Origin of the sequence: Micromonospora matsumotoense (genome assembly GCF_900091525.1) — a bacterium.
Lineage (GTDB): Bacteria > Actinomycetota > Actinomycetes > Mycobacteriales > Micromonosporaceae > Micromonospora > Micromonospora matsumotoensis.
In genome coordinates, this window is record NZ_FMCU01000001.1 from 299,340 (window position 1) to 320,728 (window position 21,389).

Consider the following 21,389-nt stretch of genomic DNA (forward strand, 5'->3'; position numbering starts at 1 on the left):
GTGTTGCCGACGGCGATCTTCGGGAAAGGCGTTGTGGTGGTGGCTAGATTTGCCGCTGACGACAACGAACAGGATCGGGGTACGGCACATGGGGTCCAGCAGTCAGCCCGCGAAGGCGTCCGGCACCTACCGGATCGGTGGCGACCTCCAGGTCGACCGGCTCGGTTACGGGGCCATGCAGCTCACCGGGCCGGGGGTGTGGGGTGACCCGAAGGACCCGGCCGAGGCGGTCCGGGTGCTGCGCCGGGCGTACGAGCTGGGGGTCACGTTCATCGACACGGCCGACTCGTACGGGCCGTTCGTCTCCGAGTTGCTGATCAGGGAGGCGCTGCACCCGTACGCCGATGATCTGGTCATCGCGACCAAGGCCGGCCTGACCCGTTCCGGGCCGGGCGACTGGCGGCCGGTGGGACGCCCGGAATACCTGCGCCAGCAGTGCGAGCTGAGCCTGCGGCACCTGGGCGTGGAGTCCATCGGGCTCTACCAGCTGCACCGGATCGACGCGAAGGTGCCGCTGGAGGACCAGCTCGGCGAGCTGGCCCTGCTCCAGCAGGAGGGCAAGATCCGACACATCGGGCTGTCCGAGGTGACCGTCGCGCAGATCGAGGCGGCCCAGCAGATCACCCCGATCGTGTCGGTGCAGAACCTCTACAACCTGGCCGACCGCAGCGCCGAGGACGTCCTGGACCACTGCGAGCGCCACGACCTGGCGTTCATCCCGTGGTTCCCGATCGCCACCGGCAACCTGGCCAAGCCGGGCGGCCCGCTGGACGCCATCGCCACCGGCCACGACGCGACGCCCGCCCAGCTGGCGCTCGCCTGGCTGCTGCGCCGCTCGCCGGTCATGCTGCCCATTCCGGGTACGTCCTCGGTCGGTCACCTGGAGGAGAACGTCGCCGCCGCCCAGGTGCAGCTCACCGACGAGGAGTACGACGCCCTGGCCAAGGCCGCCTGACCGGCTCACCCCTCACCCGACGACCGCCCCGGCGCGCCACCACCCCCGGTGCCTGACCGTGGCGGCCGCAGCGGACCACGGTGCCCGCGGGCGACCACGGTGCCCGCGGGCGACCACGGTGCCCGCGGGCGACCACGGTGCCCGCGGGCGACCACGGTGGTCGCGGTACCGACGGCAGGCTCCCACCGACAGGCGGCGGTGACGGCGTCGGCCCTCTGCACCGGCGTGTCGCGCCTGATGGCAATAGGCCGAACAACGCTTATGCCTGTCCGTCATCAATATGACGGACAGGCATAAGCGTCTCGGTGGGAAGTACACCGGGAATCCTCGCCGCGCCGGGCACGCCACTGGGGCGATGTAGCGGTATCCACAACCCGGGATGCCGCTACATCGCCCCCCTTGCTGAGCGCCAACGGGCATGGAGGGGCCCACGGGCGGGCCGCGGGGCCGGGGGGCGCGGGGCCGGGGGGCGCGCGCCCGCCGGCAGTGGGTCAGCCGGCGGGGGTAATCTCGCTGCCGGGGTCGTCCCGGTGCAGGGCCCGCTGCGCCTCGTCGAGCAGCTTCGCCGGGTCGGTCCGGCCGTTGACCTGGATCTCCACCTCGGAGTCGCCGACCTGGAGCCGGATGCTCACCTCGGTACGCTGCTGGTCCACCCAGCTCTGCACCAGGTTGAACAGGCCGGGCAGCAGCCCCTGGGCCACCACCGCGATGATCACCGCGTCGCTGAAACCGGGCCGGCCACCGGCCTGCCCGGCGTCGCGCACCAGGGTGCGGTAGCGCGGGTCGCGGTGCAGCCAGGTCAGCAGCGGCACCCGGTGCGGGCCGGCGGCACGCGGGGCCAGCACCAGCCGGGCCGGGGCGGTGGAACGGGGCGCGGTCATCTCGATCTCCCTCTCAGTCGTCGCCCACGGTGCGGTCCGGCACCGGGCGGCTCCGTCGGCACCGTGGGCCCACCCGGCACCGCGTAGGCCAGTCGTCACCGGGCGGCTCAGTCGTCCACGGGCGGCTCAGTCGTCCACGGGCGGCTCAGTCGTCACCGGGTTGGAAGGTCAGCTTCCCGTCGACCACCGACAGCACGCCGCTGACCCCGAACGTCCCGGTGTCGGTGAACGGGGTGGTCCCGAAGTAGCCGACGGTGCTGCCGGTGGCGCGCGCCGAGCCCTGCGACTCGTACGCGGTGGAGACCCGGGCGGTGGTCGGGCCGGTCAGGGTCAGCTCGATCGTCGGGTACTCGGTGATCTTCCAGGCGATCTTCTTCACCGTCGCGCCGCCGCTGTAGTAGCGCAGCGGGCAGCCCTGGGGCGCGGCCACCGCCTGCGCCGCGCAGGCGTCCAGGTAGGACCGCACGCTCTGCTCCGCCGCCGACTGCGCCTCGGGTCGCAGCGTGGGCGTCAGCTCCGCGCCGCTCACACTCTGCTGCCCGGGTACGACATAGACCACCCGCGACGCCGTCTCGCTGAGCGCGTTGCTCTCCCCCGCCACCGTGTACGCCCCGGGCAGCAGCGGCACCGCCACCTGCTCCGGACCGGTCGGCGCGGGCACCCCGTTGACGGTTAGCCGGGCCGGCCCGCCGGGCAGGGTCAGGCTGGCCGGGGCTGCGGCGATCCGCCACCGGTGGAACAACCCCAGCACGGCCGAGTCGTCACGGCGCAACGACAGCTCGGCGGTCAACTGCTGCCCGCCGAGGGTGTAGGCGACGGTGGCGGACGCCTCGTCGCCGTCGCGCTCCACCGCCGTCACGGACACGTCGGTGGGCGGCTGGTAGCCCTTCGCCTCCACCATCCGGGCGAGCTGGCCACCGTCGCCGACCGCCGCCCGCACGTCGGGGATGAGCTGTGCGAGGGCGGCCGGGGCGTCGTGGTCGTCCAAAGCCGCGAAGTAGTCACCGACCGCCGCCTGCGGCCGGAAGAACGCCCACTGGGCCGCCGTCAACCCACCGCCGAGGCAGCTCACCAGCACCAGCGCGCCGACCAGCAGCAGGGCCCTGCGGGAATTGAGCGCCGCTGTCCCCGTACCGCCGAACAGCGCGTCGAGGTCGCGCGCGGTGGCGGCCCGGTCGGTGACCGGGTCCGGGGCGGGCTGGTCCAGCCGGTCCAGGCGCAGCTCGGACGGCGGGTGGGTGGCGCAGACCGCCTCGTCCCAGCCGCTGCGCCCGGTCTCGAAGGAGCGTCGCCGCTCCAGCATGGCGCGCATCCCCTCCCGGTGTCCGGCGAGCACCGCGCCGGTGTCGGCCCGGTATTCGGCGGCCCGGACGTCCCGGCGGTGGCAGGGCAGGACCAGGTAGCGCATGGTGAGCAGCACCGGCCAGAAGAACAGGAACACCACGAAGTCGGTGGCCGGGTGCGGGAACCGGCGCATCAGCCAGGCCGGCAGCGCGTGCACCAGCACCAGCGGCAGGCCGACGCCCCGAATGAACGCGCTGGTCACCTCGTCGCCCGTCCGCCAGTGCACCAGCTCGTGGCTGAGCAGCGCGGCGATCTCCTCGTCGGAGCAGTCGAGCACGGCGGTGGTCACCACCACGTGCCGGGCGTACGCGCGGGCGTTGGTCAGCACCGGGTCGTCCTCGATCAGCAGCCGGGGTTCACCGGGCAGGCCGAGCCGGGCCGCGCAGTCGGTCAGCAGCGGACGCAGCCGGTCGGCCTCCCGACGGCTGAGCGGACGCGCGCCGGAGACACCCAGCAGCCACGGTTCCAGCAGCACCCGCCCCACGGTGTACAGCATCCCGACCAGGCCGGCGGCCACCACCATTCCGGCCAGGCCGGTGAACAGGTTGGCCGGCTCGTCGAAGGCGTTGCGCCAGGGCAGCACCAGCACGACCAGAAAACCGACAAGCGCGCCGACCACGAACCCGGCGAACCCGCCGACCACCCCGCCGGACCGCGCCACGAAGGCGTCCAGCAGCGGCCCGACCAGCGGCGCGTCCCGCAGCAGCGCGGGCACCGCCTCGTCGGACCGGGTGCCCCCGGCGATCAGCCCGTACAGGCCGAGGGCCAGGCCACCCCAGACGGCCGACACCAACGCCAACGGTACGTAGAACCAGGTGGCCAGGAATGAGCCGAGCACGCCCCGCCAGTCCCGCAGGATGCCGGCGCGCAACCAGACCAGGGCGCTCGGGTAGCCGGGTGGCCGATGGGCGAACCGGTCACCGTCGGATCGGGGCCCGGTCGGCTCCGCCCCATCGGCCGGCCCTGCTCCATCGGCCGGCTCAGCTCTACCGGCCGGCCCTGCTCTACCGGCCGGCTCAGCACCGCTGGCCGGTCTGAGCGGAACTTCGCCCGTCGGGGTGGGTCGCGCACCGGCGGTCTGCGCGGGCGGGGTCGGACGGGGTTGCGGCTCGGGGCCCAGGTCGGACACGGGAGGCTCCTCGACTACGGATGTCGCCGGCCGTGACGACGGGCCCGGCGGACCGAACGGCCGGCGGATCGGACGGTCGGCGGATCGGACGGTCGGCGGATCGGACGGCCGGCGGGTGAGACGGCCGGCGACCCGCAGGGGTCGGCAGCCCGATCGTCGCCGGCGACAATGACACGAAGCTGTCGACCGACTCCGCGGTTGGCGGAATTCGATGCCGCTGGACATTACCTATCGCGAATGCCGCCCGCGATCCCATTTCGCGTTCCCGCAGGGCTTTCCGAAACAGTGTCGGATATCTGTCCATCGGCAGTTCCGTGCCGACATTCGGGTGCGCCGTTCAGTCGGCGGCGAGCAGGGCGGCGAGGTGTCGTACCGCCGGGTTGGTGGTGCCCCGACGCCAGGCCAGGGCCACGTCGACGGTCGGCACCGGGGCGGCGAAGCGCCGCAGGCGTACCCCCGCAACCTTCAGGGCGCGGGCCCGGCCGGCCGGGACGGCCGCGACCACGTCGCCGCCGGCCACCGCGCGCAGCAACTGCTCGTCGTCGGGTTCCTGGCGGACCAGGTGGAAACCGCCGTCGGGCCAGATCTGGGCGATGGTGCGGTCGAACATGCCGGGGCCGTTCTCCCGGGGCCACATCACCGCGGGCAGCCCGACCACCTCGGTCCGGCGCACCCGGGCCCGGCCGGTCGCGAGCGGATGCCCCACCGGCACCGCCAGCAGCAACTCCTCCCGATCGACGGTACGGCAGGTCAGGCCCGCCTCCGGCACCGGCGGGCGGACGAAGGCGACGTCGAGCCGGCCGGTGAGCAGCCCGGTCACGTTCGGCGCGGTCCACCCGGTCTCGGGCACCACCTCCACCTCGGGATGGGCCGCCCGGAACCGGGCCACCAACGCGTCCACCCGGCCACCCCGGGCCGACCGGGTGTACGCCAACCGCAGCCGGCCGCCGCGCCCACCGACCAGGTCACGGATGCGGGCGGTGGCGGCGTCCACCTCGGCGAGCAGCCGACGGGCCTCGCCGGCCACCTGCGCACCCACCCCGGTCAGCGTGCAGCCGTGACTGTCCCGGTGCAGCAGGGTGACCCCCAACTGCCGTTCGAGGGCACGGATCTGCTGGCTGAGCGCGGGTTGGGCGATCCGCAGCCGGGCGGCGGCCCGGGTGAAGTGCAGTTCGTCGGCGAGCACCACGAAGTACCGCCACCGGCGCAGGTCCCACCCGTCCCGCCCGACCTCCGGCCCGTCCGACGCCGGCTTCGGACCGGCCTGACCGCCCGGCGGCCGATCCCACGCTGCCGCCGCCCGGCCCCCGCCCCGCTCCGGTCGGTCCCGGCCCAGCTCCGGTCGGTCCCCGCCCCGGGCCGGTCGGGCCGGGTCGCCGGTCGGTGGCAGCCCCATCCGGTGAGCATAAGCGGGGCTTATCGCCGGCCGCCGGATCTGTCTTGGACCGGGCTGTCGGGTCGGGGCGACGATCCAGGTCCGGCCGCCCGGACCGGGGCGGCACCGACGGGAGGTCGACGATGGACACGGACGTGCTGGTGGTTGGGGGCGGGGTCATCGGGTTGACGGCGGCGGTGCGGCTGCGGGAGCGGGGCGTACGGGTGACGCTGCTGACCGCCGACCCACCCGAGGACACGGTGTCGGCGGTCGCCGCCGCCGTCTGGTATCCCAGCCACACCGACGCCGACCCCCGGGTGCTGCGCTGGGCCACCGAGACCCACGCGGAGCTGGGCCGGCAGGCCACCGCGGGGGTGCCCGGGGTGGTGGCCCGGGCGACCCGGATGCTGCTGCGCCGGCCGTGGGCCGGCCCGCCGTGGTGGGCGGCGGCGACCGGCGACCTGGTGACCGGGCCGGGCTTCGGCCCGTACACGGCACAGTTGCGGTTCACCGCGCCCACGGTGGAGATGTCGCCCTACCTGGACTGGCTGCGGGACCGGTTCACCGGGGCCGGTGGGGTGCTCCGGGCCGGCCGGCTGGACCGGCTCGACGACGGATTCGCCCTCGCCCCGACGGTGGTCAACGCCACCGGCCTGGCCGCCGGCCGGCTCGCCGACGACCCGGCGGTGCACCCGGTACGCGGACACCTGGTGCTGGTGGCCAATCCGGGCCTGACCACCTCGGTCCGCGACGAGGAGAACCCGGCGGGGATCACCTACGTGCATCCGCGCCGGCACGACGTGGTGCTCGGCGGCACCTTCGAGCCGGACGAGTGGGACATCGGCCCGGACCCGGCCACCTCGGCGGCGATCCGGGCCCGGTGCGTGGCGCTGGTGCCGGAACTGGCCGACGCCCCCGTGCTCGCGGTGCGGGTCGGATTGCGACCGGCCCGGCACGGCGGGCCGAGGGTGGCGGTGCAGGCCACGTCGGGGCGGCGGCTGGTGCACGCGTACGGCCACGGGGGTGCGGGGGTGACCCTGGCCTGGGGCTGTGCGGACGAGGTGGCCCGGTTGGCGCTGGACACCTGACCGGCCGGGACGGGACGCCACCCGGCCCTGCCCCACCGGGCGGGGACCGTGGGACAGGGCCGGGGGTCAGGACGGGGAGGGTGGCGGACTCCCCGCGCTACCGGCGTTCGTAGAAGGTGATGCTCACGCCGCCCGGGGCGGAACCCGGGTCGGAGCTGAGCCAGGTGTTGGCGTTGAGGAAGGCGTACGGGCCGGCGGCGCGGGCCTCGAAGGTCGGCACCAACCGGCCGAACGCCCCGCAGTTGCGGACCAGGATCAGCTCCCGGTCGTTGGTGGACAGCACGTACCGGGCGTCCAGCGTGCTGGTCGCGCCGATGAGCTGGTAGTCCGCCCCGCCGGGCAGGACCGAGCCGGCCACCCGGCCGGTGGTGGTGCCGCCGGTGATGGGGATGATGTTGCGGGTGCCGCGCTTGCTGGCCCCGACCGAGACGCTGCCCCCGAGCGTGACGGTCTCGGTGAACACGGTGGCGCCCCGCGTGCCGCTGCCGGTCAGGCAGTCCCACGACTGGTGGGCCACCCCGGCCGGGTCCCGCAGTTGCACGCGCGGGTCGGCCGGCGAGACCCCGGAGACGTCGTACACGGCCAGGGCGAGGGTGTTCGTCGTGGTGTCGACCGTCCGGGTGCCGACGTACGTCCCGGTGTTCAACCAGGCGTACGCGCTGGAGTTCGGGGCCTCGAAGTCGGGCACGATCCGCACGGTGGACTCGCCGGCCGGTGCGACGCCGCAGCTGCGCAGATAGATGGGGGTGCCGTCGCCGGTGCGCAGGATGGCGACCTGTTCCAGCTCGGTAGCGCCGTCGCCGAGGGTGAGTTCGAGGTCGAGGCCGCCGGTGAGGATGGTGCCGTTGATCCGGTCCCCGGTGATCGTGCCGCCCCTGATGTCGAGGATGCGGCGGTGGCCGTACTGGGTGACGCCGACGTCGCGGATCGCCCCGAGCTGGGCGGTGGCGCGGAAGACCAGCCGGCCACGGGGCGGGGGCACGATGCCGGCGGACCGGCCGCAGGTCCAGGACGGGTCGGGCACGATGGTCGCCTCCGCGCCGCTCGGGGTGGTGCTCGGGGTGGGGGGCGGGGTGCTCGGCGGCGGCGTGGTGGGCGGCGGCGTGGTCGGGGTGGGTGGCGGTGTGGTGGTGGGTGGTGGGGTGCCCGGGGTGGGCGTGTTCGGCGTGGTGGGCGGGGTGGGCGGGGTGGTGCCGCCGGTGCAGGGGGTGCCGTTGAGCGCGAAGTCGGTGGGCACCGGGTTGCTGGCGTTGTTCCACGAGCCGTTGAAGCCGAACGAGGTGCTCGCCCCGGTGCCGAGCGCGGCGTTCCAGGTGGTGTTGCCGACGGTGACCCGGCCGCCGTTCTGGGTGACGGTGCCGTTCCAGTACTGGGTGACCTGCTGCCCGGCGGTGAACGACCAGGTCAGCTGCCAGCCGTTGAGCGGGTCGCCGAGGTTGGTGACCGCGACGTTGGCCCCGAAGCCGCCGTTCCACTGGCTGGAGACCGTGTAGGTCACCCGGCAGCCGGTGGCGGCGGAGGCCGCTGTGGCGACCCCGACGACGCCGACGAGGGTGGTGGCGGCGAGCGCTCCCGCGAGCAGGGGCCGCCGGTGTACGAGCCTCATCTGGTCCTCCCGGAGCGGCAGCGCCACGCCTTGCATGCACGGTTATGTTTCAACCAGTGTCCCGATCGGACAAAATTCTGTCAATCGACGAATCTCGATTGATAGACGTCAACTCCCAGCCAGCGGCACGCCCGCCTCGACGCCCACGAAGATCGTTTCGTGTCCTGTTGGTGACCCTCGGTAGGGTGTCGCGCATGAATCAAGGTGCCTGGCGGCGGCATGCGTGGTGGGTGGGTATCCCGGCCACGGTCGCCGGGTTCGGCGCGTGGGCCGCGCTCGCCGACGACAAGACCGGTTGGACGGTGGTCTCCGCTGCCGCCGCCGGGGTGGTCGGGGGCTTCGGGCCGACGGTCGCCGACCGGCTGGCGGCGAAGCGGGAGACCCGGCGGCAGCGGGAGGACGCGCTGCGCGGGGTGACGTCGGCCGAACTGCCGGAGTCGGTGGCGTGGCTGCTGCACCCCGGACAGGCGGTGGTCGACTTCATCGGTCGCGGCTGGGTGCTGCGCCAGTTGGAATCCTGGACGACCGACTTCGACACGGTGGCGGTACGCCTGCTGACCGGCGCGGGTGGGGTGGGCAAGACCCGGCTGGCCCGGGAGTTCGCCGGCCGGCTGCCCGGTTGGCGGTGCGAGTGGATCCACGCCGGGGCCGAGGAGCAGACGGCCGCCCTGATCACCTCGGGTGGCGTACCGTCGCGGTTGCTCGTGGTGGTCGACTACGCCGAGACGCGGGACCGGGCCGGCGTGGCGGCGCTGGTCTGCGCGGCGCAGCGGGCCACCGGGGTACGGGTACGCGTGCTGCTCATCGCCCGGGGTGCCGGGCTGTGGTGGGAGACGCTGTCGGCGGCGTACCCGCAGCAGGCGCAGTTGCTCGACGCGCTGACCGGCCGGTCCCAGGTGGTGCAGTTGCCGGCCCGGATCGAGGAGAGCGAACCCGACGAGATCGTCGCCCTCGCGGCGGGGGAGTTCGCCGCCCACCTGGCGCTGCCGGTGCCGGCGGTCGAGGAGCGGGACCGCCCGGCGGACACGCCGGTGCTGCGCCTGCACGCCGAGGCGTTGCTGGCCGTCCTGGACGGGGAACCCCGGCACGGCCGGTACGATGTGCTGACCGAGGTGCTGGGGCACGAGGCCCGCTACTGGCGGTTCGCGGCTCGGCGGGCGGGCCTGCTGACCGCCGACGACCCGGCGTCGGACGCGCTGCTGCGGCAGGTCGTCGGGGTGGCGGCGCTGCTCGGCGCGGACGGGCCGGACGAGGTCGCCGGCCTGGTCCGGCGGGTCCCCGCGCTGGTGGCCGCCGAGCAGGAGCGGGTGGCCCGGTACGCGGCGTGGCTGGCCGACCTGTATCCGGCTGCCGACGGCACCGGGCTCGGCGTGGTGCAGCCCGACCTGCTGGCCGAGGCGCTCGTGGTGCGGGTGCTGCGGGACTACCCGGCGGCCGACCGGGCGCGGGTGTTCACCGGCCTGACGGTGGCGCAGGCGGTACGGGCGCTGACGGTGCTCGGCCGGGCGAGGACGCACCAGGCCGACGCGGCGGCGCTGATCGAGGTGGCGTTGGGGGTGGACGTGCCCCGGATGGTCGAGGCGGTGCTCCAGGTTGGGGTGCAGTTCCCGGGGGTGTTCACGCCGGGTGCGGTGCGGCTGCTGGCGGACGCGGACATCGATCTCGACTGGGCGCAGTGGACCGCTGAACGTGTGCCGTACCCGTCGATGGAGTTGGGGCGGCTGGCGGTGGCGCTGACGACCCGCATCGTCGCCGGCTTCACCCCGGACACCCCGCGTGAAGTCCATGCTCGCTGGATGAGCACGCACTCCATCCGCCTAGCCGAAATCGGGCGACGGGCTGAAGCCCTCACCGCAAGCCAAGAAGCCGTCTGCCTTCGACGCGAACTCACCATCACCAACCGCGACGCCCACCTCCCCGACCTCGCCAAATCACTCAACAACCACGCGAATCGACTCACCGAAGCCGGACAACACACCGAAGCCCTCACCACCAGCCACGAAGCCGTCAACCTCTACCGACAACTCACCACCAACCGCGACCCCCACCTCCCCTACATCGCCAAATCACTCAACAACCACGCGAACCGACTCACCGAAGCCGGACAACACACCGAAGCCCTCACCACCAGCCACGAAGCCGTCAACCTCTACCGACAACTCACCACCACCAACCGCGACGCTCATCTCCCCGATCTCGCGAACTCGCTGTGGAACATCGGATATGTCGGACTCATAGCCGACAGCGTGACCGAAGAGGCTATTGCTTTGACCGCCGAAGGTGTCTGCTATTTCGACGAACTCGCGGCGGCGTATCCGGCAGCGTTCGAGGAACGTCGTCAAGCAGCCAGACGCACCCTTGACGAGTTGCACCGTGCGGCTGGCGGAGCCGAGGTGAACGAAAATCTCCGCGACGCGGAGGGATGATCGCCTCGGTCATCGGCTCCGAGTCACTGCGGGCGGGGGCGGTCGGGTCGATGGGACGCGCCGGGAGGTGGCGGCGCGGGAGGCGGGGACGGGCCGGCGGGTCGGGGTGGCTTGCGGGGCGGGCTCGGGTGGCAGGAGTTCGGCGGGTTGGACGTAAATCGAGCGGCGGGCCACCGCGTCACCCTTGGCGTTGATCTGGTAGCCGTCGAGCCAGGCCCAACCGTCGTACGTGATCCACTCGGTGCGGACCCGGATCAGGCGGAACAGGATCGGCTTGACGAACTGCGGGCTCGCCTTCCGCGTCACCTGCACGAGCACCCCGGCTCGCAGCGCGATCATCGCGGCCCCTCCTGGCTCGGCCAGTGCCGCTGGTTGATCGGGATGCGGTGCCGGTAGCGACAGGCCAGTTCGTTGCCGCACCGACAGACGAACCGCCACCGCCGCCACGACCACGCCGGCCGGTGCCGCCGCGCCAACGTCATGGCCGTAGCGAGTAAATACTCCTGGTATGACACGTTCCGTCGCATACGAACACGATGCCCGTCAGCCAGTCGATTAGTCAACTGGCAATATCCTCTTGACTAGAAGTTACCACCATACGTTCGCTTCATGGATCGTGGCCCTGGGAGCCTGATGGGTCCCTACGAGATCGCCCAGCGGATGGGTGTCTCGCGGCAGCGGTTCCAGCAGCTCACCCGGCATCCCACCTTCCCGCGGCCCTACCAGGAGCTACGCGGCATGAAGGTGTGGCTGGCCGAGGACGTCGAAGAGTGGATCACGAAGCACCGGCCGCCGCGCCCCACCGAGGACGACACCCCGGAGTAACCGGCCGCCCCTCGGCGCACGTCCGCTCGTGGCCGGCACTCACGACGTACGCGACACAGTCGGATCTTGGCGTGAGCGGGTCGGGCAACGACGGCAATGTCCCCGCCGTCAGAGGTCAACATTGATTGTGAAGAGTTCTTGCCGCCAGGACGGCAAGAACTCTTCACAAAGGAGACCGAGGGCCGGCGTACGGCGGAACGGTGTGTCGCGGGGTGGCCCGACGTACCTCGGCAAGGCGGTGTCGGAGCTGTGCGTTGCGCAGTTCCTGTTTGCCAGCTTCGACAGCCTGTTCCCCACCGGCCTGTTCGACGTGCTCCACGCGGATGTCCTTCCACCGCACGTAACCGCTGTTCACAGCACCCTCGTTCCTTCACACATGCCCCATACCGGTCTACGGCACAGATGGGCTGGCCTCACGGTAGTTCATGGGTACGGCCGGGCGAGATCGAATCACGCCCGGCCGTCGTGCCGAAGGCCCCGTCCCGAACAGCAGTTGCGGTCAGTCGGTGTCGACCCGGGTACCCGTCGCGCCGAGGGCTTCGGCGATAGCGGCGAACTCGCGTAGGGCCGCCTGGAGGTCCTCGACGATCTCCTGGGCGATCACCTCGGGTGGCAGCAGCGCGTCGGCGTCCTCCAGGGAGGCGTCCTTGAGCCAGGTGATGTCCAGGTTCACCTTGTCGCGGGCGATCAGCTCGTCGTAGGAGAAGGGGCGAAAACGTTCGGTTTCCACCCGCTCGGCGCGGTCCTTGCCGGGCAGGTAGCAGTCGACGAAGTCCTGGAGGTGTTCCCGGCGCAGCGGGTTCTGCTTGAGCGTGAAGTGCTGGTTGGTGCGGAAGTCGTACACCCAGAGGTTCTGGGTCCAGGGTTCCTCGCGGGCGCGCTTGCGCTCGAAGAACAGCACGTTGGCCTTGACGCCACCGGCGTAGAAGATGCCGGTGGGCAGGCGCAGCATGGTGTGCAGGTCGTACTGCTTGAGCAGCCGGCGGCGGATGGTCTCCCCCGCGCCGCCTTCGAACAGCACGTTGTCGGGCAGGACGACCGCCGCCCGGCCGTCGATCTCCAACAGCGCGGCGATGTGCTGGACGAAGTTGAGCTGCTTGTTGGCGGTGGTGGCCCAGAAGTCGGCGCGTTCGATCTCGCGTTCCTCGCGGGAGGACCGGCCGTCCTCCCCCACCATCCGGATCGACGAGCTGCGCCCGAACGGCGGGTTGGCGAGCACCAGGCTGACCCGCTGGTCCGGCTCCCGGCCGAGGGCGTCGCGCACGGCGATCAGCGACGGGCCGTTGGGGGTGCCGATGCCGTGCAGCAGCATGTTCATCGCCGCCAGGCGGGCGGTGCCGTCGACCAGCTCGGTGCCGGTGATCGCGCCGTGGGCGAGCCGCCGCCGCTGGTCGGGAGTGAGGGTGCTGCCGTGGTGGCGCTGGATGTGGTCGTAGGCGGCGAGCAGGAATCCGCCCGTGCCGCAGGCCGGGTCGGTGATCGTGTCGTCGGCGGTGGGCAGCATGCAGTCGACCATCGCGGCGGTCAACGCACGCGGGGTGAAGTATTGCCCCGCGCCGGATTTCGCGTCCTCCGCGCCCTTGGCCAGCAACTCCTCGTAGGCGTCGCCCTTGACGTCGACCCCGGTGCCCGACCACTCCTGCTTGTCGATCAGGTCGACGATCAGCCGCTTGAGCTTCGCCGGGTCCTGGATCTTGTTCTGCGCCTTGCGGAAGATGGTGCCGAGGGTCCCACCCTCCCGGGCCAGCCCGGTGAGAATGTGCCGGTACTGCACCTCCAGGTCGTCGCCCTCGGCGTCCAGCAGGGTCTGCCAGCTCAGCTCGTCGGGCACGATCTGCTCCGGCCGGAACGTCCGGTTGGCCCGCTCGTCGGCCATCTTGAGGAACAGCAGGTAGGTCAACTGCTCCACGTAGTCGATGGTCGACACGCCGTCGTCCCGCAGCACGTCGCAGTAGTTCCACAGCTTCTGCACCAGACGGCGCGAATCCACAGTGCTCACAGTGGCAAGGTCTCCTGCTGATAGTCGTCGCCGGTCACCCTGGTCGGCGGCGCCGCCAACTCCTTCGGGGTACGCCGGGAGCGCGTCCGCTGCTTCGGAATGGTCGCCGCCCGCTCCGCTTTGATCCGGGCCAGCAGTTCCGAGGCCGGCTCGTCATTTGGATCCTGCGCCACCAACCGCCCCGCGAACGCCTCCGCCAACAGAGAGCGATGCAGGCTTTTGGCCTTCGCCTGGCTATGCAGAACAGCCTTTGCCACCGTCTCCTGCACTGCCAGCAACTCATCTACCTTTTGCACGATGGCAATTTGCTCAGAGGGATGCGGTAGCGGGAACGGCATCTCCCGCAGATCACTGATGTTGACACCTTTGACCGCAACACCCCTTGCGATTCTCGTTAGATGTCGCTGCACCTGAGGACTCCGCAGGTAGATGCATGCGAAGTTCGGATCCACACCCGCCAGAAAACTCAATCGAGCCGAATCCTGGGTAATGTTCGCACCAGCCAAGCCTGGGGTCACTTTAACGACACGACCATAGGTTCCCCTGATGGATATCAACACATCATCCGAGGCAAGTCGGGCTCGCGAATACTGGTCGTCGATCTCGGAGGATGTCCGATGGAGATCCCCCGACGAGATTCGATCATTCCTCATATTAACGACACGCACATACGGAACACCATCGGAAAGATTAGGGCCAGGCTTCAGTATCCCATAGGAAATGGTTCTTTCCGGGTGAGTCAACTCCTCCATCGACATCACAGCCCAGCGCTCCGGAAAGTCAAGGCCATGACCAGCAACAACAGGCAGAGGATCAGGTCTACCGCGTCGGACATTTCCAGAGATCTCTCGGCGCAATTCCAGCATCTGCACCCTCCGACACTCGGCCGCATACGCATTCTCTTCGAAATTCGAGAGCCGACCGGCTATAGCGCTTCTCAGAACAGCAGCCTTGAGCTGGACAGATCGCCCAGCACCCTGCACCAGGCCGACCTCCGCAGCCCGCAGACGCAGCAAGCGCTCGTCAAGGGTAGCAACGATGCGGCGCTGTTCGGCAAGTGGCGGAAGTAGCAGGGCGATTGACTTCAAACTCGCACCCGAGACACCCGCTTGTCCGGCGGTCGTGCGCGCAACAGCACGCACAAGCGACCGCACTCGTGCAGTTTCAAAAGAATATTGAATATAGCGGGGATCAACGAACGCTGGATTCACTCTAACCCGGATCAGCTTGTCGGGATAAGTGAGATCGCCAATACCCTCAGGAACCATCGCACATGCACCGACATAATCGATATTTCCGTTGTAGCGGGTAAAGAGCAGGTCACCAGGCAGAAGCAGCGCGTCGGAGTCTCTTAGCTCGCGTATGCCTTTGGCACTGTAGCGAACATCGCGAAGATTCAGAACACCCGGTCGCACAGAGCTAATACGGAGAATTGGAACCCCATTCGGCTCAAACCCTGGGCGAGAAACGAAGATGCCGTTCTTCACAGATTCGGCGATATCTCCAAGAGTTACTTCAGTCCAACCAGGTGGCAGGTCGGTCACGCGGTTAGCTCCTGGTTGAGTTCGCTGAGGAGGGGTTCGGCGCGGTTGCCGAAGGCGCCCGCGTACCCGTCGATGCCGCCGCGTTCGGTGAAGGGTGCCCCTTCCAGGTCGTCGGGGGTGATCTCCACGCTGACCGCTATCACGTCCTTGATCCTCTCCAGCCACCACACCTGATCGGCAGTGAAGGTAGCGCCCGCCTGTTGCTGCCGCAGCAGCCACCCACGGAAACGCTCCTCTGTGGCCGTACGAAATGGACGTAGCTCCTGGTCAAGGCCGAGTTCGTAGCGGATCAGGGCGACCAGGTCGGTCACCCCGCGCGGCCCGGCCTGCTCGGCGGTCCGGCCGAGCAGCACGTACGCCTTCCACAGCGACTCCGGCGTCCACGCCTGCGGAGGCCGGGCGATCCGCGCCGCCAACTCCTTGAGCTGGTCGTAGCTGATCCGACCCTTGCCCTCATAGAACACCTGCAAAGCAGTGATCTCGTCGCGGTGCTGATCCAGGTAGTCGTGCCAGCTCCGCACGGTCACCTGGGCGCGTTCGGCGGCGGGCACCCCGGCCGCCGACACCAGCTTGTCGACGTTGACCTCGTCGATGGTGATGTCGTGGGCGCGGCGGATCTCCAGGATGCGGTCGCGCAGCTGCGGGTTCGCGGCGAGCGGGCGCAGCGCCCCGGCCAGCAGCTCGCGGACGGCGTCCGGCCCGGCCTGGGTGGCCGGATTGAGCTGTTCGGGGGCGACGGCGTCGACCAGGCCACGGACGATGCCGGTGAGCGGCTGCCCGCCCAGCTCCGCCAGCTCGGCACGCTCGGCGTCGGTGAGCTGCCGGTCGAGGCGGGACAGCCGCGAGGCGAGAGTGGCCACCTCGTTGGCGTCGGCGGTCAGGGTGCCGGCCTTGCGCAGCAGGTCACGCAGCGAGATCTGCTGCTCGGTGTGCCGTTGCAGCGGCACCGCCTCGTCGAGGTCGGCTTCGGTGACGCCGACCGCGTCGACGATGACGAACCGGTCCTTGACCTGGGCGTCGGGGGTGACGGACTGGAAGTCGGCCGGGTCGATGGTGCGCGCCCCGCGCCCCTTCATCTGCTCGAAGTAGGTGGCGCTGCGCACCGGCCGGAGGAAGAACACACACTCCAGCGGGCGTACGTCGGTGCCGGTGGCGATCATGTCGACGGTGACCGCGACACGCATCTCCGGGCTGTTGCGGAACGCCTGGATGAGGGTGTCGGGGTTGTCGCCGTCCCGCCGGGAGGAATAGGTGATCTTCCTGGCGAACTCGTTGCCGCGCCCGAACACGAGCCGGACCATGGCGACGATCTCCTCAGCGTGGTTGTCGTCGCACGCGAAGATCAGCGTCTTGGGCACCGTGGAGCGGCCGGGAAAGATCTCGGTGAACAACCGCTCGCGGAAGGTGTCGAGCACCAGCTTGAGCTGCCCCTTCGAGATCACCGACCGACCGACCTGGCGGCCCGCGTACGAGAAGTCGTCTTCCAGCTCCTGGTAGCGCTCGGCGCGGGTGCGGCGGTCGCGCAGCGGCACGACGGTGCCGGCCTCGATCTTCTGCCCGCCCTCGGTGATCTCGGTCTTGATCCGGTAGACGTCGAAGTTGACGTTCACCCCGTCGGCGACCGCCTGCTCGTAGGTGTATTCCGAGACCAGGTTCTGCTGGAAGAAGCCGAGGGTCTGCTTGACCGGGGTCGCGGTCAGCCCCACCACGAAGGCGTCGAAGTACTCGATGACCGCCCGCCACTTGCCGTAGATCGACCGGTGACACTCGTCGACCACGATCAGGTCGAACGTCTCCGGCGGAAGCTGCGGGTTGTAGCCGACCTCGGCCGGCTCGTCGAGGTCGTAGCTGTCGTAGGCCCGATCGTCGAGATCGATGTCGGGCAGTTCGGTGCCGCGCAACGCCCCGTACAGGCGTTGGATCGTCGAGATCACCACGTTCGACGAGTCGAGCAGGCCGGCCCCGGAGAGCCGGTCCACCGTATACAGCTCGGTGAACTTCCGCCCGTCGTCGGGGGTCTGGTAGCCGGCGTACTCGCGCAGGGTCTGCTTGCCGAGGTTGTTCCGGTCGACCAGGAACAGGATGCGGCGGGCACGGGCGTGCTTGAGCAGCCGGTAGCTGCCGGTGACCGCCGTGAAGGTCTTGCCCGCCCCGGTGGCCATCTGGATCAACGCCCGGGGCCGGTCCTCGGCCAGCGAACGTTCCAGGCCGTCGACCGCGTCGATCTGCGCCGGGCGCAGGCCCAGCCGGTCCAGCGCCGGCATCCGGCGCAGCCGGGCCCGCAGCGTCGGCGCGGCCGGCTCGTCGTCCGCCTCCCGCATCCACCGCGCGAGCGTCTCCGGCCGATGAAACGCGAACACCTCCCGGGTACGCGGAAACGGGTCGAGCCGGTTGACGAACGCGGTCTCGGTGCCGGTGGCGACGTACCCGAAGGGCAGCGCCGCCTCCCGCCGCCAGGCGCTGAGCCGCTGCTCGGCGGTCAACCCGTTGAGGTAGCGGTCTAGCTGCGCCTCGACACCACGCGGGGCGGTGCCCTCCCGCTTGGCCTCGACCACCCCGACGAGACGCTGGTGGACGTAGAGCAGGTAGTCGGCCCGGCCGGTCGCCAGGGTCACCTCGCGCACCGCGACGCCGCTGCCCGCGAAGAGGTTGAGTTGGTTCTGGTCCTGTACCTGCCAGCCGGCGGAGGTGAGCTGACGGTCGATCTCGACCCGGGTCTGCACCTCGTTCAGCGGCTCGTGTGAGGCTCGGCGGGCGCGGGCGATGAAGGCCTCACGCTTCGCGGCGGACACCTTCACCGGCTGCGCGGTGTCGAATGCCTGCTGCGCCGCCTCGGCGGCCGGTTCGAGACTGGCGACCAACGCGGCGGCCTGCGGGCGTCGGGCGTCGGCGTCCCGCACCGCCTGCTCGGCGGCATCCGTCGCGGCGGCCTGGGCCAGCGCCAGCGAGGGTTGCCCGTCCAGCAACAGCTTCGTCTGGGCAAGCTCCTGCTTGTATCGTTCGATCTCGGCGCGCAGCCCCTCGGCAATCGACACCGGGATCTGTGCCGGAGGTGGGGTCGGGGGCACGAAGCCACGCGGGGAACGGTCGTCGGTCAACGCCCGGTGGTACCAGACGCCCAGCTCGAAACAGGTCCGCAGCAGCACCAGTGCCTCACGGACCTCGCCGAGGTGGTCGTGGACCGCCCGGTTGCCGGTGTCCCGCAGGCGGTCGAAGGCGGCGTAGACCTTCGCGGTGACGGCACCCGAGGTGTGCAACGCCTGCACCTGGTGAAAGAACGTGTCCTTGGCCGGGGTGACCTGGGTACGCCGTACCAGGTCCCGGGCGAGGACGTCGCCGAACGCGCGGGCCTTGAACATCGCCGACTGCGCGTCGACGTAGACGAGCAGTTCCGCCCCGGCGCCGTACCAGACCAGCAGCGGATGGTCCGCCAAGAATCCGAAGTTGGCAGACTGCTCTGCCAGGCGGCGTACCTCTCGATGATCCACGACTCTCCACGTCCATAGCCGACGGTGAACACGTCAGAATATGAACGGGCGTACATCTTCGGAACCTGGTGCGTTATCGGAAACCCGACAGTGTTCTTCACCGACCAGCGGGCAGCTCCGTGACAGTGCCGGCCACCTCGATCGCGGCTTCCGCCTCGAACCGCTCGACGTCCACCAGCACGTCGACGGCGAGGCCCGGCCGGACGAGCCAGAACGCCTCACCCCCGCCGGCCAGCCCGACATCCCCGCCACGGGCGAACTCGGCCAGCGGCCACTCGGCGGAATCCCGTTCGTGGTAGCCGGCCAGGAACTCGTGCAGGCGCACCAGCGTGGTCAGCTGTTCACCGCGCAGCACGTGCACCCGCAGATCCACCTGGTAACCGGCTTCGACCGGGCGTTCCCAGACTCGGGTGGCGAAGGTGACGTCCTCCCACTCGGACGCGAAGTCCGACACCAGATCGCCCGCTTCGGCCGGCACCCACCCGACGTGGAACCCGTCCAGCTCGCCGCCGTCACGCCCACCGGGGCCGGTCGTCGTCACCACGTCATCGCCTCCACCCTGTCCGGCCGGCCCCCGGCGGCCCGGCACGCGCACCGTCCACGATAGAGGGCCTGTCAGGGGCCGGGGCCGGCACCGGGACCACCTGCGGGTGCTGCGGACCGGTCCAGGGTGCCGGCGGCCCCGGGGATTCGGGGCCGCCGGCACGGTGTCGGGCCTGATCAGCGCGGCAGGCGGCGCAGGAACACGTCGATCACGCCGTTGGTGTCGCCGGGGACCAGGTTGGTGGCCCCCGAGGCGAAGGCGACCTGGCGGCCGTCCGGTGTGACCACCCCCTGGTAGCTGTGGTTGTTGGCCTGCCTGCCGCCGGCCGACAGGCTGACCCGGACCGTCGTGCCGGCGCGCAGGAACACGTCGGGCACGCCGTTGGTGTCGCGCGCCACCAGGTCGGTGGCATCGGAGCTGAGGACGACGTACCGGCCGTCGGCGCTCAGCGCCGGGCCGTAGCTGCCGCCACCGGTGGCCGGGCCGCCGCCGGCCGCCGAGCTGGCCCGGACGGTGGTGCCGGCGCGCAGGTCGCGGACGTACACGTCGTTCACGCCGTTGGTGTCGTCGGGGGCCAGGGCCGCATCGGAGGTGAACGCCACGAACCGGCCGTCCGCGCTCAGCGTCGGCGAGACGGTGATTCCCTCCACGTAGTCACCGGTGGTGGACACGTTGACCCGCTGGAGGCTGCCGGCGCGCACATCATGGACGTACACGTCGTACACGCCGCCGATGTCGTCCGGGACCAGCGCCGCCTCGGTGGTGAACGCCACGAACCGGCCGTCCGCGCTGATCACCGGCCCTTCCGACGGCGCGTCGGCGTTCTCACCGCTGACCCGGACGATCGTGCCCGCCTGCCGGTCCCGCAGGAAGATGTCGGTCAGACCGTTGGTGTCACCCGGCACGTGGTTGGTTGCTTGAGAGGCGAACGCCACGAACCGCCCGTCGGCGCTGATCGCCGGTGCGTAGCTGTGGGCGTCAGCCTGGGTGTCGCCGTCGGTCAGGGTGACCCGGGTGGTGGTGCCGGTCCGGCGGTCGTGGACGAAGCCGTCGTACACACCGTTGGTGTCGCCGGGCACCAGGTTGTCCGCGTCGGAGGCGAAGGAGACGTACCGGCCGTCCGGGCTCAGCGACTGGCCCAGGCTGGCGCTGTTGCCGGGAGTTCCCGTGGTCGACCGGCTGACCTGGCTCGTGGTGCCGGTCCGACGGTCGTGGACGAACACGTCCGAGTTGTCGTTGGTGTCGTCCGGCGTCAGGTTCGGCGCCTCGGAGGTGAAGGAGACGTACCGGCCGTCCGCGCTCACCCCGAAGGGCTCGCTGTAGTACTCGACGGCCTGGCCGCCGGTGCTGTCCACGCTGATCCGGGTGGTGGCCGGCGGTGCGGCGGCGGAGGCGACGGGCGCGGGGACGGCGGCGGAGGCGGCGGCTCCGGGGCCGGCGAGGCCGGCGAGCAGGGCCAGACCGGCGGCGGCAATCGGGCGGTGGAGACAGCGCGGTACGGTCCTGCGACGCGCGGCGGATGCCCGCAACAAGGTTGTCATGTCTGGTTGGTCCTAGGCTGCGCCACGATAGTTCGCCGGTGTCGGCCACCCGACATCCGGGTGGCCGCGGGACGTCGTCGGAGCCGCCGACGGGTTCACCCGTTCGGCCTGCCCGTGGCGAGGTGCTCGCGGCCCCGCTCCCGATGCGGCCCGTCCGCAGCCACCGAGGCGTTCCCGGCTGCGGACGGGCCGGCGTCGGTCAGTAGTCGTGCAGGGACGAGACCCGGTTGTCCCAGGCGGAACCGAAGTTCTTGCCGCCGACGTACGGCTCCGAGTGCCGGAAGTCGCCGGAGTAGCCGGGCAGGTCCCAGAAGTCCCAGTGGTGACCACTGTTGTTGTAGAAGCTCTCGATGTTGTTGTTCATACCGGTCGGGCCGTTGCTGTCGCCCAGGTCGCCGTCACCGACCGCGAAGGACGCCATGGTGCCGGAGCCGTTGGGGCCCGTGAACACACACATCCTGAACTGCGGGCAACGGTTGTAGCCCGTCGCGGCCTGGGCGGGCAGGGCGCTGACGCCCACCAGCGCCGCCGCCATCGACGCGGCGGCGATGACTTTCCTCAATGGCATAAGGCCCTCATCTCATCCCAGTGAACGCGGCGGGGGCACGTCGTCCGACGTGATCCCGGTCGTCTCTCCCCCGTGG

General features: G+C 70.7%; 15 protein-coding genes and 1 pseudogene. 4 read left to right on the top strand and 12 right to left on the bottom strand.

From position 1 onward, the window contains the following. Positions 1–88 precede the first annotated feature (88 nt). Positions 89–955: an aldo/keto reductase gene (locus GA0070216_RS01275; RefSeq protein ID WP_091237392.1), complete on the top strand. Its 867-nt coding sequence runs from the start codon at positions 89–91 to the stop codon at positions 953–955. A gap of 491 nt (positions 956–1,446) precedes the next feature. Here the strand turns inward: GA0070216_RS01275 and GA0070216_RS01280 are convergent, their stop codons facing one another. The 3 genes from GA0070216_RS01280 to GA0070216_RS01290 form a co-directional block, all read right to left on the bottom strand. Beyond that, positions 1,447–1,836, bottom strand: a complete 390-nt coding sequence (locus GA0070216_RS01280; protein WP_091237393.1) for an effector-associated constant component EACC1 — start codon at positions 1,834–1,836, stop codon at positions 1,447–1,449. Between the two features lie 145 nt (positions 1,837–1,981). Continuing rightward, positions 1,982–4,051 (bottom strand): M48 family metalloprotease, encoded by a 2,070-nt coding sequence (locus GA0070216_RS01285; RefSeq protein ID WP_091237394.1) that lies wholly within the window; start codon positions 4,049–4,051, stop codon positions 1,982–1,984. Between the two features lie 595 nt (positions 4,052–4,646). Continuing rightward, positions 4,647–5,705, bottom strand: coding sequence for a LysR family transcriptional regulator (locus GA0070216_RS01290; protein WP_218108112.1), 1,059 nt, complete (start codon positions 5,703–5,705; stop codon positions 4,647–4,649). A gap of 122 nt (positions 5,706–5,827) precedes the next feature. Here GA0070216_RS01290 and GA0070216_RS01295 point away from each other — a divergent pair, with 122 nt between their 5' ends. Continuing rightward, positions 5,828–6,772: an FAD-dependent oxidoreductase gene (locus tag GA0070216_RS01295; RefSeq protein WP_091237395.1), complete on the top strand. Its 945-nt coding sequence runs from the start codon at positions 5,828–5,830 to the stop codon at positions 6,770–6,772. A 97-nt stretch (positions 6,773–6,869) separates the two neighbouring features. Here the strand turns inward: GA0070216_RS01295 and GA0070216_RS01300 are convergent, their stop codons facing one another. Further along, positions 6,870–8,378: a DUF3237 family protein gene (locus GA0070216_RS01300; protein WP_091238817.1), complete on the bottom strand. Its 1,509-nt coding sequence runs from the start codon at positions 8,376–8,378 to the stop codon at positions 6,870–6,872. 194 nt (positions 8,379–8,572) lie between these two features. Between GA0070216_RS01300 and GA0070216_RS01305 the strand changes: the two genes are divergently transcribed. Continuing rightward, positions 8,573–10,804 (top strand): tetratricopeptide repeat protein, encoded by a 2,232-nt coding sequence (locus GA0070216_RS01305; RefSeq protein ID WP_141722993.1) that lies wholly within the window; start codon positions 8,573–8,575, stop codon positions 10,802–10,804. Between the two features lie 9 nt (positions 10,805–10,813). Here the strand turns inward: GA0070216_RS01305 and GA0070216_RS01310 are convergent, their stop codons facing one another. Continuing rightward, the gene (locus tag GA0070216_RS01310; RefSeq protein ID WP_091237397.1) at positions 10,814–11,143 is read right to left on the bottom strand and encodes a hypothetical protein; all 330 of its coding nucleotides are present in this window, start codon (positions 11,141–11,143) and stop codon (positions 10,814–10,816) included. A 270-nt stretch (positions 11,144–11,413) separates the two neighbouring features. Here GA0070216_RS01310 and GA0070216_RS01320 point away from each other — a divergent pair, with 270 nt between their 5' ends. Next, positions 11,414–11,629, top strand: coding sequence for a helix-turn-helix transcriptional regulator (locus GA0070216_RS01320; protein ID WP_245722241.1), 216 nt, complete (start codon positions 11,414–11,416; stop codon positions 11,627–11,629). Between the two features lie 217 nt (positions 11,630–11,846). On the opposite strand, the pseudogene GA0070216_RS35195 reads toward GA0070216_RS01320, so the two are convergent. The 7 genes and pseudogenes from GA0070216_RS35195 to GA0070216_RS01355 all read right to left on the bottom strand — a co-directional run. Next, a pseudogene (locus GA0070216_RS35195) lies at positions 11,847–11,984 on the bottom strand (helix-turn-helix domain-containing protein); the annotation flags it as partial. Positions 11,985–12,128: 144 nt separating this feature from the next. Continuing rightward, the gene (locus GA0070216_RS01330) at positions 12,129–13,619 is read right to left on the bottom strand and encodes a type I restriction-modification system subunit M (protein WP_218108121.1); all 1,491 of its coding nucleotides are present in this window, start codon (positions 13,617–13,619) and stop codon (positions 12,129–12,131) included. A gap of 5 nt (positions 13,620–13,624) precedes the next feature. After that, positions 13,625–15,172: a restriction endonuclease subunit S gene (locus tag GA0070216_RS01335; RefSeq protein ID WP_091237401.1), complete on the bottom strand. Its 1,548-nt coding sequence runs from the start codon at positions 15,170–15,172 to the stop codon at positions 13,625–13,627. Then, entirely contained in the window at positions 15,169–18,606 is a 3,438-nt protein-coding gene (locus tag GA0070216_RS01340) for a type I restriction endonuclease subunit R (protein WP_245722242.1), read from the bottom strand. Before GA0070216_RS01340 ends, GA0070216_RS01335 begins: the two co-directional genes overlap by 4 nt. A gap of 151 nt (positions 18,607–18,757) precedes the next feature. Continuing rightward, a complete protein-coding gene (locus tag GA0070216_RS01345; protein ID WP_091237402.1) occupies positions 18,758–19,204 on the bottom strand; it encodes a hypothetical protein in 447 nt (148 codons plus the stop codon). A gap of 176 nt (positions 19,205–19,380) precedes the next feature. Further along, a complete protein-coding gene (locus GA0070216_RS01350) occupies positions 19,381–20,745 on the bottom strand; it encodes a TolB family protein (protein WP_141722994.1) in 1,365 nt (454 codons plus the stop codon). A gap of 199 nt (positions 20,746–20,944) precedes the next feature. Then, entirely contained in the window at positions 20,945–21,313 is a 369-nt protein-coding gene (locus GA0070216_RS01355) for a peptidase inhibitor family I36 protein (protein ID WP_091237404.1), read from the bottom strand. Positions 21,314–21,389 lie beyond the last annotated feature (76 nt).